At 54.9% G+C, this 15,303-nt stretch carries 13 protein-coding genes; 3 read left to right on the forward strand and 10 right to left on the reverse strand.

Going from position 1 to position 15,303, the window contains the following annotated elements:
• Positions 1–332 precede the first annotated feature (332 nt).
• Entirely contained in the window at positions 333–3,197 is a 2,865-nt protein-coding gene (locus AC2FFE_RS14160) for an autotransporter outer membrane beta-barrel domain-containing protein (RefSeq protein ID WP_496846948.1), read from the reverse strand.
• Between the two features lie 233 nt (positions 3,198–3,430).
• Between AC2FFE_RS14160 and AC2FFE_RS14165 the strand changes: the two genes are divergently transcribed.
• The gene (locus tag AC2FFE_RS14165; protein ID WP_496846949.1) at positions 3,431–5,527 is read left to right on the forward strand and encodes a tetratricopeptide repeat-containing sulfotransferase family protein; all 2,097 of its coding nucleotides are present in this window, start codon (positions 3,431–3,433) and stop codon (positions 5,525–5,527) included.
• A gap of 619 nt (positions 5,528–6,146) precedes the next feature.
• Here AC2FFE_RS14165 and ureG read toward each other — a convergent pair.
• From ureG to AC2FFE_RS14210, 9 genes are all read right to left on the reverse strand, one after another.
• Positions 6,147–6,776 carry an urease accessory protein UreG gene (gene ureG / locus AC2FFE_RS14170; RefSeq protein WP_496819789.1) on the reverse strand — a complete coding sequence of 210 codons (630 nt, stop codon included), beginning with the start codon at positions 6,774–6,776 and terminating at the stop codon, positions 6,147–6,149.
• The gene (locus tag AC2FFE_RS14175) at positions 6,773–7,426 is read right to left on the reverse strand and encodes an urease accessory protein UreF (protein WP_496819788.1); all 654 of its coding nucleotides are present in this window, start codon (positions 7,424–7,426) and stop codon (positions 6,773–6,775) included. The genes ureG and AC2FFE_RS14175 overlap by 4 nt, the downstream gene beginning before the upstream one ends.
• A complete protein-coding gene (locus AC2FFE_RS14180) occupies positions 7,410–7,862 on the reverse strand; it encodes an urease accessory protein UreE (protein ID WP_496819787.1) in 453 nt (150 codons plus the stop codon). Before AC2FFE_RS14180 ends, AC2FFE_RS14175 begins: the two co-directional genes overlap by 17 nt.
• A 31-nt stretch (positions 7,863–7,893) precedes the next feature.
• Complete coding sequence (locus AC2FFE_RS14185; protein ID WP_170519457.1) at positions 7,894–8,115, reverse strand: DUF1127 domain-containing protein; 222 nt, start codon at positions 8,113–8,115, stop codon at positions 7,894–7,896.
• Between the two features lie 130 nt (positions 8,116–8,245).
• Entirely contained in the window at positions 8,246–10,006 is a 1,761-nt protein-coding gene (gene ureC / locus AC2FFE_RS14190; RefSeq protein ID WP_496846950.1) for an urease subunit alpha, read from the reverse strand.
• Positions 9,981–10,313 carry an urease subunit beta gene (locus AC2FFE_RS14195; protein ID WP_496819785.1) on the reverse strand — a complete coding sequence of 111 codons (333 nt, stop codon included), beginning with the start codon at positions 10,311–10,313 and terminating at the stop codon, positions 9,981–9,983. Before AC2FFE_RS14195 ends, ureC begins: the two co-directional genes overlap by 26 nt.
• Positions 10,310–10,471 carry a hypothetical protein gene (locus tag AC2FFE_RS14200; protein ID WP_496819784.1) on the reverse strand — a complete coding sequence of 54 codons (162 nt, stop codon included), beginning with the start codon at positions 10,469–10,471 and terminating at the stop codon, positions 10,310–10,312. Before AC2FFE_RS14200 ends, AC2FFE_RS14195 begins: the two co-directional genes overlap by 4 nt.
• An 18-nt stretch (positions 10,472–10,489) precedes the next feature.
• Positions 10,490–10,792 (reverse strand): urease subunit gamma, encoded by a 303-nt coding sequence (locus AC2FFE_RS14205; RefSeq protein WP_496819783.1) that lies wholly within the window; start codon positions 10,790–10,792, stop codon positions 10,490–10,492.
• Between the two features lies 1 nt (position 10,793).
• On the reverse strand, positions 10,794–11,561 hold the full coding sequence (locus AC2FFE_RS14210) for an urease accessory protein UreD (protein ID WP_496819781.1): 768 nt from the start codon (positions 11,559–11,561) through the stop codon (positions 10,794–10,796).
• Positions 11,562–12,004: 443 nt separating this feature from the next.
• Here AC2FFE_RS14210 and urtA point away from each other — a divergent pair, with 443 nt between their 5' ends.
• Together urtA and urtB are read left to right on the forward strand one after the other, a co-directional pair.
• Complete coding sequence (gene urtA, locus AC2FFE_RS14215; protein WP_496819779.1) at positions 12,005–13,285, forward strand: urea ABC transporter substrate-binding protein; 1,281 nt, start codon at positions 12,005–12,007, stop codon at positions 13,283–13,285.
• Between the two features lie 62 nt (positions 13,286–13,347).
• The gene (gene urtB, locus AC2FFE_RS14220) at positions 13,348–15,300 is read left to right on the forward strand and encodes an urea ABC transporter permease subunit UrtB (protein ID WP_496846951.1); all 1,953 of its coding nucleotides are present in this window, start codon (positions 13,348–13,350) and stop codon (positions 15,298–15,300) included.
• The last annotated feature ends 3 nt before the right edge of the window (positions 15,301–15,303 follow it).

Here is a 15,303-nt window from a genome sequence, read left to right on the forward strand (position 1 = left end):
TTTCTAAGCGAATATCAGGCTCGGCATTTTAGAATACAAACAGCTAAATCTGGTACTAAATTCAGTGTATTGAAAGGCCGCTTTCAAAAAGCGGCCCAGCGTCAAAGAGCGAGCAACGACAAGTTTGTCCGCGTCTTTCCTGTTCGCAAAAGGTGATGCGAATGGCAGCGTTTTCCGACAACGGGCGTTCGTGCATTGGGCGGCGAAAAAACCAGATGATCCCATTTTGTTTGATGCTGCAATACCAACGAATGGCAGCGTACTAGCAGGGCGACGTCCAGCTGGGTTAGTGCTCTGCGGCACCACTTGGGATGCCGCAGAATGTTTTGTCGTTAGAAAGACCAACGAAGGCCTGCGCGCAGAAATGGACCCTGTGCGTCGTTGCCGATCTCCTGCTCGGCGTTCAATTCCAAACGCATATCCTGAGCAAGATCCTTCTCATACCCAACTGCGATGCGCGCACCTGTGAAGTCGGTAGACGCAAAAACCAGCGACTGGGTTGAAGAGAACACCGTTACATCCGTTTCGGAGTTGCCAAGATCGCGTCGAAGCACACCGCTTAGCTGCGCGCTCAGAAGTCCGCCATTGGCAAACTGCTTCTCGGCCTCAACACCCAACTGCGCTTTGATGACCTCAGTCGTCACGTCCCCAACTGTTGCGTTCGCGCTTGAACCGGTTTCGGTATAGCCGTCGTCCTGCTGGTTGGTGTAACGGGCATTCGCAAAGCCAAGCAGCCCGAAATCGCCGCTGATGTCGAAATCACGCTCGACCGCGACATGGGCGGTAAACAGCCTGCTGTCATAGTCCGCATTAGCATCGTCGCTGCCGCCGATCTGTCGGCTGCGATCCGTCGACAACCAGCCATACCCTAGCCCTGCTTCAAACGTGTAGGCACCCGCCTGTCGGCCCAAAGCAGCGTCAAAATAAAAGCCGGTCGTGTCGAAGTCTGTGGTATCAGTATCTCCATCGGCCGAGAACACACCCATGCCGACAGCCAATGCAAGGCCGTTGTCCATACGCCCTGTAAAGCCGGCACTTCCGTTGAATATCGACACATCCGTATCCGGACTGGAATCGGATTCGAACTCTCGATACTCGGCGCTGATCAGAGCAAATGGCCGGAACCCAGCAAAAGTTGCGCCCTGCGCAACTTCTGGCGAACTGGCATAGCTTAGCGCGTTACCGCTGCTACCCACCGCGCTACCGAAGGCGGCAACGACATCACCTGAGAGTGCGATGTCATTGGTGTCGACACTCGCGTAGACAGGAGCCGCTCCGCCTTCGTCTTCGACAAACCAACCCGACCCTTCATTCGACACCGTAGTCGTGAAAACACCCGCGCCAGGTGCAGCATCTTCAAAGCGGAAGATGGCGCTGCCACCTTGGGCGTCGAGGTTCACGTTGTGCGCGTTGACCCTGATGAGGCCCTGCACATCATCCCCGGTATCAGCGTTCAGCGTACCCGAACCAGAACCGAGATAGACGGCATAGACTTCATCATTGCCAGATACCCGAATGGTTCCCAGGCTATCGATCGTACCGTCGAAATTGTCGAACTGAATACCGGCAGCACGTGTTCCCGAGACACCGGTGGCACTTGCCGTAATTTCACCTGTGTTCGTGAACGATCCCTGCATGTCGCTGGCATAAACTCCAATCCCAGTCGATTGGTCCCCGGTCGTCATCCCACCTTCGGCTGCAACAGTGATGCTGCCAGAGTTCGTGATGTCCCCGGTGGCAATTTCGTCAACATAGATGCCGTAGGCTTCGGCTTCGGTATCACGCGAGATTGCTGTGGCTGTGATCACACCCGAGTTCGTGATTGTACCACTCAGATTGTCTGTAAGATACACGCCAGCCGCTGTCGCAGAATCCTCGGCAGCTTCGGCTCGCAGCGTCATGGTTCCCGAATTGGTGACTGTGCCCGAGACGTCATCGCCGATATAGATACCTGACGCTGTCGCTTCGGAGCCCGTGTTGAGCGATTGAGCCGTGCCGGTGATCGTTCCGGAGTTGATGACGGTGCCAGCGACGAGGTCTTCAAGGTAGAACCCCCCTGCATAGGCTTCATCATCGGTATCCGCACTTGCAAAAGCGGTGATCGTTCCGCTGTTGATGATTGTCGCGCCAGCCAGCGTGTGATCATCGACGTGGATACCATATGCTGACGCATCAGATTCAACGCCAAGTGCAGTTACTTTGATCGTACCGCTATTTTCGAGCCGCCCTGACAGATCACTATCAACCGAAATGCCGTAGGCGATAGCCTCGTATGTCGACGGCGCAGACGCAAAGATATCCAGCGTGCCTGTGTTGCTAATAACCCCCGCTGCGTCGCCATCAACGAAAATACCAAAGGCGGATGCAGTACTGTCGCTCGTGGTGATGGCGACCGACTTAATTGTGCCCGAGTTCAGGATTTCACCGGTTTCCAGCAGGTCATCTTCGACATAGATGCCCCAAGCATAGGCATAATCGTCTGCGAAAGATCTTGCACGTACGTCGATTGTACCTGTGTTCCTGATCGAACCGGCAACGTCACCATCCACTGCGATGCCATAGATTGACGCGGTGCTACCGGATGTGATCAACGCGTCGACTTTGATCGTGCCTGTGTTCAAGATTTCTCCGGTCTCGGTGAGGTCTCCGTCGACATAAATGCCCCAGGCTTCGGCATCACCATCCGTCGACAGCACATCCACGTCGATCGTGCCGTTGTTCACGATCGAACCAGCAACGTCACCGTTGATTTGTATCGCGTAGATATCCTCGGGATCAGACCCTGTGATATCCAGTGAGATCGTGCCATTATTGATAAGCGCGCCGCCTTCGAGCAGGTTGCCATCCAATAGAAGCCCTGTCGCCGTGTCGGTTGCGGTCGCTACAACCGAAATCGACCCATTATTGGTGAAGGTGCTTGAATAGTCCGGAAGGATCGTAAGCGCAGCTGCAATCGAAGACGTGATCTCGATGGCGCCCGTAGCGGTTATCTCATGGTTTGCATCCGTGGTAAAAACCTGAGGCGTGGTCACAACGGTTGAGATCGTATCAGCCTGCGCCACACCTGCAGCCAACGCGATGATTGAGACCTGCGCCAACATCGCAGCAGGAGCCGCACTGACGATTTGGCCTTTCCACTTGAAAAGGCGCCCCCCACGGAGCTTGAGGGCATCCGCCCCCGTTCGAATTTTTGACATGTACTATCCCGTTCGAGTTTTTTGTCTTTTTTTTCGAAGCCCTGCGCGCACTCGCGCAGTGCCTCGCTTATGAGATGTTAAAAAACAGTTAATGAATGTGCAATCTGTCAATTATGCATTGCATTCGCTAAAATGATGCTGTTGGAAATCCGTAGGAAAACTGCAACACAGTATGGCAATTTCATGGCCTTCAAGGATAGGTCGTCCTGCGCAACTCGCCCAGAGGTAATTGAATGTCTAAAACTCAGGCGTTGTCCATCAACGAAGCCTATAATCGTGGGGTTCAAGCCTTTGAAAGCGGTGCGCTGCAGCAGGCTGTCAGTGTTCTAAACCAAGTTCTCAAAGCTGCGCCTGACTATGCGCCCGCACATCAATTGCTTGGCGTCATCGCGTTTCAAACCGGTCAGACCGTGCCTGCCGAAAATGCCATGCGCGAAGCCTGTAGATTGCAACCTAACAACGTTGGGTTCCTTTCGAATTTTACCGAAGTTTTGCGGGCAAACGGCAAGCCAGAAGACGCAATCCGCATCGGCAAACGCGCGGTCCAAATTGAGCCCGGGTCCGCAAGCGCGCATTCAAATCTTGGGTTGGCCTACTATGACTTGGGCGATCTGCCCGAGGCCGAAGCCTGCCAGAAAAGAGCGTTAGCGCTTAAGCCGGATTTGGTTGCAGCAAGTAATAACCTGGGATCTATTGCGCGAGACAACGAGGACAGCGCAGCCGCGATCGCATTCTATCGGAAAGTGCTGGAGCTGCGACCGGATTATCTGGAAAGTGTGAATAACCTCATTTCGGTGTTGATCGAAACCGAAGCCGTCGACGACGCCACGGTGCTGGCGGACGACTACCTTGCAAAAGGGTATACCTCAGCAGAGTTGCATCGCAACCGGGGGCGGCTTCATTCCTTGATATGCGAATGGGATAATGCCGAGCGCCGGTTCCGTAATGCCATCTCTCTTGATGAAAAAAAGCCTGAATCCTATGTCGGGCTCGCACAGGTTCTGACCGAAAAGAACCTGCACGAACTTGCGCTGTTAGAGGCCGAAAAAGCACAACGCATAGATCCCACCCACGCGCCCGCCTATCATTACATCGCTGTGTGCAAATCGCATCTGGGTGATCTGGATGCAGGCTTTGCCAATTACGAGAAAACTCTTGAATTAAAGCCCGACTTCTCAGCCGCAATGATTGCATTGGGCTATCTGGAGATGGAACGGGGCAGTTTTGACGCCGCGCGAATGTGGTTCAACAAAGCTGCCGAACAGGATAATGCGCGCCTGAATGCGCAAATCGCGTTAGTAAAGTTGGACAAAGTCACCGAAGACAATTCGGCTTTTCAAGCCCTTTTGTCTGCGCTGCCTGATGCTGATAAAATGCTTCCTGAACAAGCAGTGTCGTATCATTACGCATTGGGAAAATGTTATGAGGACCTTAAGCTATATGACGATGCCTTTGCGCATTTTGCGAAAGGAGCCGCATTAAAGCGCAGCATAGTTGATTTCGATGCCGACCAAATCGAAGAAACGGCTAACGATCTGATATCGGTCTTCACGCCGGATCTGATCGAAAGGCTTCGGCACAGTGCCGTAGACAGCAGCCAACCAATCTTTGTCGTTGGTATGCCGCGGTCTGGAACTACCCTGACGGAATCGATCCTCGCCAGCCATCCAGACGTGTTTGGAGCCGGAGAGCTCAGCTACATGCATAAGCTTTTTGCCGATCAACTGCGCGGTGGAGACAAAAAGACGGGTAGTCTGATCGCAAAACTACCGGAACAAGATCTTTCGATGCGTGCTCAGCAATACATCCAGCAGCTTGATGCGCATGCCCCAGGTACAGCGCATATCGTAGACAAGATGCCGGCTAACTTTCTAATGGTAGGCCTGATTCATGCGATTATGCCCAATGCACGGATCGTGCATGTCGCGCGCAATCCACTGGATACATGCCTATCTTGTTTCACGCGTGTGTTTCAACGCAGCCAGTACCACAGCTATGATCAAGTTGAGCTGGGCCGCTACTTCAACGCTTATGTGCGCGTCATGCAGCACTGGAAAGATCTACTGCCTTATGGCAGTTTTCATACCGTTCACTACGAGGGCCTAATCGAAGACATCGAGACTGAGGCACGTCGCATGGTCGAGTTCTGCGGTCTTGAGTGGGATGATCGCTGTCTTGAGTTTCATAAAGGAGAACGTCGCGTTCGCACCGCCAGCGTCCAGCAAGTTCGTCAACCGCTATACAAATCTTCCAAGGAGAAATGGCGGAACTATGAAACTCATTTATTGCCTCTCGTTCAAACAATCGGAGAGGCAAGAATTCGTTTTTGATACGTTTTGAGCGGACCACAATCTTGGACCAAAACTATTTGATAGCATGATACCGTTTTTATCGAAAATTTATTAGAAAACATGGAACAACAAATGATCGTACCAAATCGTTGTTTGCTCCGTTTCCGGGAAGTGGACAGGAACAAACCCCTCATTGTGTATAGTGTCTTGACCAATTGAGGGAATTAACGCCCTCGCGGTTCAAGCAATGCGACGCAAATGCTGTCATTCAAAGCGGTTTTGCCAACGACTGCACTGTCCCGCGAGGCAGCCTTTTGTACTTGTTCCACTGAATGGCCACTACTCAACCAGAGATCGCTTCACATAACGCCGCTTCAGCGATGTTCGCGGATTGTTACAGCGCGGCAAGTCACCCAATGGTTGCGAAAACTTGTCATTCGATGCGCTGGTTGCTGAAAGCTGGGATACGCAACAAGCGGGTCAAGGAAAAGGTTTTGCTCAACAATTTTTGTCAAAATTCCGTGGTGAATTTTGTTTGCAGTTAGCCTGCAAACAAAAACAAAATGTAACATCCAGACAAATGCGAAAATGATAATCTTGCTTTCGGTTTCTCCAGTCGGCTTTGAGCATCGATAGCTTGGCCTCTTCGTCTCGGGGACTAACTCGCTTTCGAAAGCTCTAAACCTCCCCCTTTCACAAGCAGATCCACAATTGTGTCGACCCCGCTTCTGTGACGAAGTGACGAGAACAAGAAGGGCCGTCCTTTACGCATTCTTTGCGCATCACGTTCCATAACTTCCAGCGAAGCGCCAACATGCGGCGCAAGGTCAGTCTTGTTGATTACAAGGATGTCCGATTTCGTAATCGCCGGCCCGCCTTTCCTGGGGATTTCCTCGCCTGCGGCGACATCGATCACGTAGATGGTCAGATCCGCCAGTTCCGGGCTGAATGTGGCTGATAGATTGTCGCCTCCACTTTCAATCAAAACAATGTCGAGATCCGGATGACGTGTCTGCATCTCGGCGACTGCGGCCAAATTGATCGAGGCGTCTTCGCGAATTGCTGTATGCGGGCAACCGCCAGTTTCGACGCCGATGATCCTGTCCCGCGGCAGGACCTGCATGCGCATCAGCGCTTCGGCATCTTCCTGCGTATATATGTCGTTGGTAATAACACCCACCGAACAAACATCGCGCAGCGCTTCAGATAAGGCGGCGGTTAAAGTAGTTTTTCCGGCTCCTACCGGGCCTCCAATACCTACGCGAAGAGGGCCGTTTATACTGGTCATGTGCGGAAAATCCTCGAATATTGTGTTTCGTGTTTCATGGCCGCAATGTCCCCCAAGAACGCAGTAGAGCTTAACTCGTCCAGACTCGCCTTTTTTGCGTTTTCAGCAATCTGGGCACACAGCGGTGTCAGTTGGCGGATCAACCTCTGAGCATCGGTCTGTCCAAGTGGCACAAGGCGCGTGGCACAGGCGACAAGGTTGCTTGCGAATGCTTGCAGAAACATCTTGGTCGTCAGCAGCAAGGGAAGGTTTTGTAGTCTTGCAGCCCGTCCAATCGAGACGGGGTAGGTGAAGTGCCCAAGGTCCAATTCCCAGACACCTTTGGTGACATTTCCGAAGGCCTGTCCCAGCAATTCGGTTTCCATGAGCCTTTCGGATGTCGCGCAAAAGGCCCGCGCCGTGACATCGACGTTGGTCAGTTCATCTTTGTCCAGCGCATTGAAGGCCGCCACAACGAACAGAGCATCATTCCAACCAGAGCCATATTCTAGCACATTTGAAATCCAGGCTTCGGTATCTTGAGAATTCGCGACGGTTCCCCGGTCAATCGCGGATTCAATTCCGTGAGAGTAGGCAAACCCCCCCACAGGATAGGCAGGGGACAACCATTGTGTCAGCGTCAGGATGTCGGCGTCAGTGGGTGTGGCCATGGGTCCTGCCGTGGCCATAGGCGCCGCCTTCGGGGGTGAACGGCTCGTGCACTTCTCGCACGGTAGCCCCGATTTTAAGAAGCATATCTCGGATTACGTGATCGACCTGGATCAACAGGCGAGCCTTTTCGATCTGGCAAGGCGTGTGGCGATTGCCGATATGCCACGCGATGCGCGTCAGATCCGGGGCTTTTACCTCCAGCAACGCTTCGGGCGCAGCCTGTATTTCCACTTCGCGACCATCGTCCAGAACCAACGCGCCGCCGTGTTTCAACGAAGTCGTTTGTGCCAGGTCGATGAGAATCTGTTCGCCACTTTCGCAGGTCAGAACCTTGCGCCGCAAAAAACGGTCTTCATAGGTCAGCGACAGGGCATCTGCAGGCTCGCCGTGTAGATGATCAGAATACCGCCGTGCTGTACAAAGGAGGATGGTCATGCCAGCGCCCCCTCTGTGGAACGGGTAGCTATTACCAGATAGAACCCGCGAAAACGTGTTGTACGATCCGGTCGCGTGACAGGCCGCGTTTGCGCAGTTCTTCGTCGCTCAGCGATTGCAGGAACTGGATTTGATCGGTGCGCGATCGTGCCTCTGCCAATCGAGCAAGAGCTGAATAGATCGACGAACCAATCGCCGAGAACAGACCGAATACGGAAAAACCGGAATGCTGTTGATTTTCTGTGTGTGCCATTGGGACCCTCGTAAGCTTGCGAGACGTTGGTCCTCCCTTGCGTCCTAATATCTGTCATTTTTCACTCGCTTAGTAGTGGGCGATTGGTCATGCCCGGGATGCGTTTGCTGCAATGCAGCGTAATTTTTAATCAGAACATGAAGTATCGCTGTGCCATCGGTAGAACTTCGGCAGGCTGACAGGTTAGCAACTCGCCATCCGCGCGCACCTCATAGGTTTCCGGGTCAACTTCGACATGCGGTGTCGCGTTGTTCAGCAGAAGATTCTGCTTGCCAATTTCTCGTGTGTTTTGGACGGCGACGGTTTGCTTTGCCAATCCCAGTGTATCACCGATCCCATCCGCATGGGCCGCCTGCGAGACAAATGTGAGCGCTGAGTTTTCCACCGACCGTCCGTAAGCGCCAAACATTGGGCGACTATAAACCGGCTGCGGTGTAGGGATCGACGCGTTGGGATCACCCATCTGCGCACAGACTATCGTGCCGCCCAGCAGAACCATCTCGGGCTTAACGCCGAAAAAGGCTGGGTTCCACAGGACGAGGTCAGCGCGTTTGCCTTCCTCGATACTGCCAATCTCGTGGCTCAGGCCATGTGCAATGGCCGGGTTGATGGTGTACTTCGCAATATAGCGGCGGACGCGAAAGTTGTCGTTCTCACCGGTTTCCTCGGGTAGACGCCCGCGCTGTTTCTTCATCTTGTCAGCGGTTTGCCACGTGCGGATCAAGACTTCTCCAACTCGACCCATGGCCTGACTGTCAGACGCGATGATTGAGAACGCACCCATGTCGTGCAGGATATCCTCGGCTGCGATTGTCTCACGCCGAATGCGGCTTTCTGCAAAGGCTACGTCCTCGGGAATAGATTTGTCGAGGTGGTGACAGACCATCAGCATGTCCAGATGTTCCTCGACTGTGTTCACGGTGAAGGGCCGCGTCGGGTTCGTCGAAGACGGCAGAATGTGGTTCTCGCCGCAGATCTTGATGATGTCCGGGGCATGGCCTCCGCCAGCGCCTTCGGTGTGGAAGGCGTGGATCGTGCGGCCTTTCGTGGCGGCCACGGTGTTTTCGACAAATCCAGATTCGTTAAGCGTGTCGGTGTGGATCATCACTTGCACATCCATCGCATCAGCCACCGATAGGCAGCAGTCGATAGCGGCAGGGGTCGTGCCCCAATCTTCATGCAGTTTCAGGGCGCAGGCCCCAGCACTGACCTGTTCCTCAAGCGCTGCGGGCAATGAGGCGTTGCCCTTGCCTGCAAAGGCCAGATTCATGGGAAAGGCATCTGCCGCCTGCAACATCCGCCCGATATGCCAGGGGCCGGGGGTGCAGGTGGTCGCCAGCGTCCCATGCGCCGGACCGGTGCCGCCGCCCAGCATAGTGGTCAGGCCGGAATGCAGCGCGTCTTCGATCTGTTGTGGGCAGATGAAATGGATGTGGCTATCGAATCCGCCTGCGGTCAGAATGCGTCCTTCGCCTGCGATGATCTCGGTGCCGGGGCCGATGACGATGTCTACACCAGGCTGCGTATCAGGATTTCCGGCTTTGCCGATCTTGGCGATACGCCCGTCTTTCAGCCCCACATCCGCTTTATAAATCCCCGAATGATCGACGATCAGCGCATTGGTGATCACCGTATCCACGGCCCCTTCGGCGCGTGTGAACTGAGATTGTCCCATACCATCACGAATGACTTTGCCGCCACCAAACTTGACCTCTTCGCCATAAACGTCTTCGCGGTGGCCGGTTTCGCTGAAGCGCGCGGCCGTTGCGTGCTCAACGATCAGGTCTTTCTCGACCTCGATTATCAGATCGGTATCAGCCAATCGTACTTTGTCGCCGACCGTGGGGCCGAACATGGAGGCGTAGTCACTCCGGCTGATCTTGCCCGGCATCTTTCAGAGCCCCCATGATGTGCATATTGAAACCGTAGATGTGGCGGCGCCCTTCATAAGGCACCAGAATAACCTCGCGAGTCTGACCCGGCTCAAATCGCACGGCAGTACCTGCCGGGATGTCCAATCGCATTCCCAAGGCCGCGTAGCGATCAAAATCCAAGGCGGAGTTCGCTTCGGCAAAATGGTAATGACTACCGACCTGCACGGGTCGATCACCGGTATTGGCGACAACAACAAGACGACTGCTGCGTCCTGCGTTGAGCGTCAGTGAACCTTCGGCGGGTATGATCTCACCCGGGATCATTTTGGCAGTTTCATTATCACTGTGAGAGCGATGACAGCGATCAATGTCAGCCCAGCTGCGAGCAGGGTATAATCGCTGCCATGGGCGTGAACATGGGTGTCCGAATGGGCCATGGCAGGGCCAGCCAGAATAAGGGCGGGAAACAGCATGCGGTACATTGGGAACTCCTTTGATGTTTAGCGAATAGGGTTATGGACAGTCACAAGCTTGGTGCCATCCGGAAAGGTGGCTTCGACCTGCACCTCGTGGATCATCTCGGGCACGCCTTCCATGCATTGGTCGCGGGTGATCACTTCAGCACCGGCCTGCATCATGTCGGCGACCGAACGTCCATCGCGCGCGCCCTCGACCACGGCGTCGGTGATTAGGGCGATAGCCTCGGGGTGGTTCAGTTTGACGCCGCGAACCAGCCGTTTTCGGGCGACCTCGGCGGCCATGGCGACCAACAGTTTGTCTTTTTCACGAGGTGTCAGGTTCATGTCAGAGCATCCAGCATCGGGGGAGGGTGTCTTTGTTCAGTTTGCGAAGAACCGGAATCAATGTTCGGCGAAGGGTAAAGCTGTTTTCGGCCAGAACCCGCGTGACGAGCAGGTCACTGCCGAGCAGGGTCGCCCCGGCGTCTTCGGGCAGCAATTGGCGAACAGATTCCAGAAGACCCTCGGCTGCCTTTGACGCAAAGACAATCAGCGCCATCGCTCCCGCGTCGTTCGCAATATGCGACCGGGACAAATGCTTGTGCCAGTCACCAGAGAATCGGATCGCATCCAAAAAAACCGGCGTCCCTGCGCGCCGAAGCTCAATCTGATCGCGCAAACGAATGTCGGTCAGCGTCTCACCCATGGCGGCGCGTCCGAAGATCAGCGGTTCGACCATCAGCATCTCTGCATCCGGCGCCATATCGATCCTGAGGCGTCGATCCAATGCGCTGCCATTGAACAGGATGGTCTCTTGCGGCAACCAGTTCAGCCGGGCTCCGACCTCAACTGTCAGATGATTGGCAATCTGACCACATTCGTCGGGTAGGGCCTTGTAAGCCCGCTCGCAGGCTTGCGTTGTCAGAGTCAGCGCGGTGCCTTCCGCCGCCTTTCCAGAAAACCGGAATGAATCGCCTCCGGTTACGCCGCCTGCTGTATTTAGAAGAACCGCATCAAGATCAGACGTCGTGGTTCTGGGAAACAGGCATTTAAATGATCCGGATTGGCGAAGCGTGTCCAGCACCGTCTTTTTGCCTAGTTTCTTGGTGCTCAAGCTGACGGCACCCGCAGCGCGTGGCGGCACTGCGCTGTGCGTGGGCAATATGACTGCAGCTTGAGTAATAGGGCACCTTTAGAGCGTCGGATCGTGCCACTTGTTTCTCCGTTGGGGCGTCGGAACTCTAATCTACAGTGTCGAAATCTGTATATTTCCACGTCGTGCGGCTAAATTTTAGACAGTGGCGTCAGCCCGAGATTAATAAATGGGCACATCCCATTGATTTCCAGAATTGATGCAAACGAAAGTTGCCAGTTATGCTGCAATGCAGAAACCGTATGGGTGCCACCGCGGAAACAAACCGGGGGTGTGTGACGGCTGCGCGAATTGGACCTCGAACACAACCGCCACACGGAACGCAACAACAGTTGCGGGGATCAGGTAGAAGAAGAGTGCGCCATTGCGCAAGCCCTCTCTCCCGGCCCCGCCAGGAGGAATACATGAATTTGCTCAAATCAACGCTCGCCGGATCGGTTGTCTTTGCTGCCTTGGCCACCGCCGCGTTTTCGGCTGAAGACACGATTAAAGTCGGCGTACTGCACTCGCTGTCGGGCACGATGGCAATCTCAGAAACCACGCTGAAAGACACCATGCTGATGCTGATCGACCAGCAAAACGCCAAGGGTGGCCTGCTGGGCAAACAGCTTGAGGCGGTCGTGGTGGATCCTGCATCGGATTGGCCGTTGTTCGCTGAAAAAGCGCGCGAACTGCTTACCGTGCATGAGGTGGATGTAATCTTTGGCAACTGGACGTCCGTCAGCCGCAAATCGGTTCTGCCGGTCATCGAAGAGTTGAACGGTCTGCTGTTCTACCCGGTGCAGTACGAAGGTGAAGAGTCATCGAAAAACGTGTTCTACACCGGTGCGGCTCCGAACCAACAGGCCATCCCGGCCACCGACTATCTCCTGGAGGAACTGGGGGTCGAGAAATTCGCTCTACTCGGCACAGACTATGTCTACCCCAGGACCACCAACAATATTCTTGAAAGCTACCTGAAACAAAAGGGTATTGCTGATGGCGACATCTTCGTCAATTATACACCTTTCGGCCATTCCGACTGGTCCAAGATCGTGGCTGATGTGGTCGCGCTGGGCGCGGATGGCAAGAAAGTCGGTGTGATCTCGACCATCAACGGTGACGCCAATATCGGTTTTTATAAGGAACTGGCCGCCGCTGGCGTTTCGGCGGACGACATTCCAGTCGTAGCCTTCTCGGTCGGCGAGGAAGAGCTGTCCGGTTTGGATACCACCAACCTCGTCGGCCACCTTGCCGCTTGGAACTACTTTCAGTCGGCGGATACCGAAGCCAACGCGGACTTCGTGGACACCTGGAAAGCCACCATGGGCGACGAGCGCGTGACCAATGACCCGATGGAGGCGCATTACATCGGCTTCAACATGTGGGTGAACGCCGCGACCGAGGCCGGTTCGACCGAAGTCGATGCCGTGCGCGCCGCAATGTACGGGCAGGAGTTCCCGAACCTGACCGGTGGCACTGCTGTGATGTTGCCGAACCACCACCTGGCGAAACCGGTTCTGATCGGTGAGATTCAGGAAGACGGCCAGTTCGATATCATCAGCGAAACCGACGTCGTTCCGGGTGACGCGTGGACTGATTTCCTTCCGGAGTCGGCTGTGCTGGTCTCTGATTGGAAAGAGCTGGGTTGCGGTATGTACAACACAGAGACCAAGACCTGCGTTCAGACCCTGTCGAACTATTAACAGACCACGCAAGGCGGGTTTGTGTGCCCGCCTTGCCACAAAAGACATTCGGGTTTCACCACATGGTACGACTTTTCCTTGCGGGCCTCGCAATCCTGTGCGCCTGCCTGACTGCCAACGCTCAAGAGGTCGGTCTGCAACCGATCCTGCAAGAGCATCAGGAGATCATCGCCAAAAGCTCGCGTAAGACGATCAAACCGGCGATTGATGATATTGCGTCAAGCGGTTTGCCTCAGGCGCAAGAAATGCTTGAGACCTGGGCCGCCAAAAACATGTGGATGCGCAAGTCTGACGGTCTGTTCTTCGCTGGCCAGAAAGGTGAGGGGCGGTCGTATGAACTGACCGATTTCGATACAGGTGAGATCGTCGGCACCTTCGTGAAGTCCGAGCTTAAGCAGTTGAAGCCCAACAGCGGTATCCGCGCGATGATTGGGACAGCGTTGGTGCAGTTCCAACTGACCGATCCCAACCGCGCGAAGCGGCTGGCGGCCCTGCAATCCATTCAGCGTGATCCCGAAAGTGCACTATTAGAGCCGCTGCGGGCTTCGATAGACGATGAACCGGACACGGAATTGAAAGCGCAAAAACAGCGGCTTGAACGATTGCTGACGATTGGATTTGACGAAAATACCGCAGCCCGCGTGGCCGCAATCGAAGAAATGTCCGGCGATCTGGGCGTAGATGTTCGTGCCGCTTTGAACCCTTTGGTCGTCACCTCCCGGCACGCCGCTCTCGAATTGCCCACGGATCTGAACGTCGCAGTTATTCTTGAAGCGGGCTCAGAAGTCTTAACGTCCGACGAAGCATATGACTTGCTCGTTGCGGGAAACCTCGCCCCACCGCGTGTTTCAGCGGAAGATATCAGAGCGGCACTATCGACTAACATTGTCGGTGGTCGTGTAGGTGATATTCCCGTCGCGCAACTGAGTTCAGATGCAATGCGCGAGCGTGCGTATGCCTCTCTGGCAGAGGCCGGGCTTGTGCCAGCCTTATTCACGGACGCAGACATCGACGCTGCAGTAAACGCGCATGTATTCTTCGAGACCTACAGTGAGTCGTCTGCTGAGGTCACCGAAGCAGCCGAGAAAACTCTGGAACAGATCGAACTGAAGGTCGGCCTGAACCAAACACTCGACCTGACGCTGGACGCGATCTCACTGGCGTCGATCTATTTCCTCGCCGCCATTGGTCTGGCCATCACCTTCGGCGTGATGGGCGTGATCAACATGGCCCATGGTGAGTTTATTATGATGGGCGCCTATACAGGCTACGTGGTGCAACAGTTTATCCCTGACCACACGCTTTCGATCGTCGTGGCAATCCCCATGGCCTTTGCCGTGACATTTGCCATGGGTGTCGCAATGGAGAGGTTGGTGATCCGCTGGCTATACGCCCGGCCGCTGGAGACACTTCTGGCGACGTTCGGTATCTCAATTGCCCTGCAGCAACTGGCCAAGAACATCTTTGGTACACAGGCTCGTCCGCTGACCGCTCCAGGCTGGCTCAACGGGGCGTGGGTGCTGAACGATGTGGTCTCGATCAGCTACATCCGCATCGCGATCTTTGTGCTGGCTATGATCTTTCTTGGGCTGTTCCTCTACATCATGAAACGGACCCGGCTGGGGCTTGAGATGCGCGCGGTGACGCAGAACCCGCGCATGGCGGGGTCGATGGGGATCAATCCGGGGCGGGTGAACATGCTGACCTTCGGGCTGGGCTCGGGCATCGCCGGGATTGCGGGTGTCGCCATCGGCCTCTTTGCCAAGGTCACATCAGATTTGGGCAACGATTATATCGTACAAAGCTTCATGACCGTCGTTGTCGGCGGTGTCGGCAACATCTGGGGCGCGCTGGCGGGTGCCGGAATGATCGGCTTCCTGCAGAAAGGGATCGAGTGGATCAACCCATCGAACACCCTCGCGGCGCAAACCTACATGATCATCTTCATCATCATTTTCATCCAGTTCCGGCCAAGGGGCATCATCGCCCTCAAGGGCCGCGCGGCGGGGGATTGAGCC

The sequence above is a fragment of the Ruegeria sp. YTSA168 genome, from assembly GCF_059610045.1.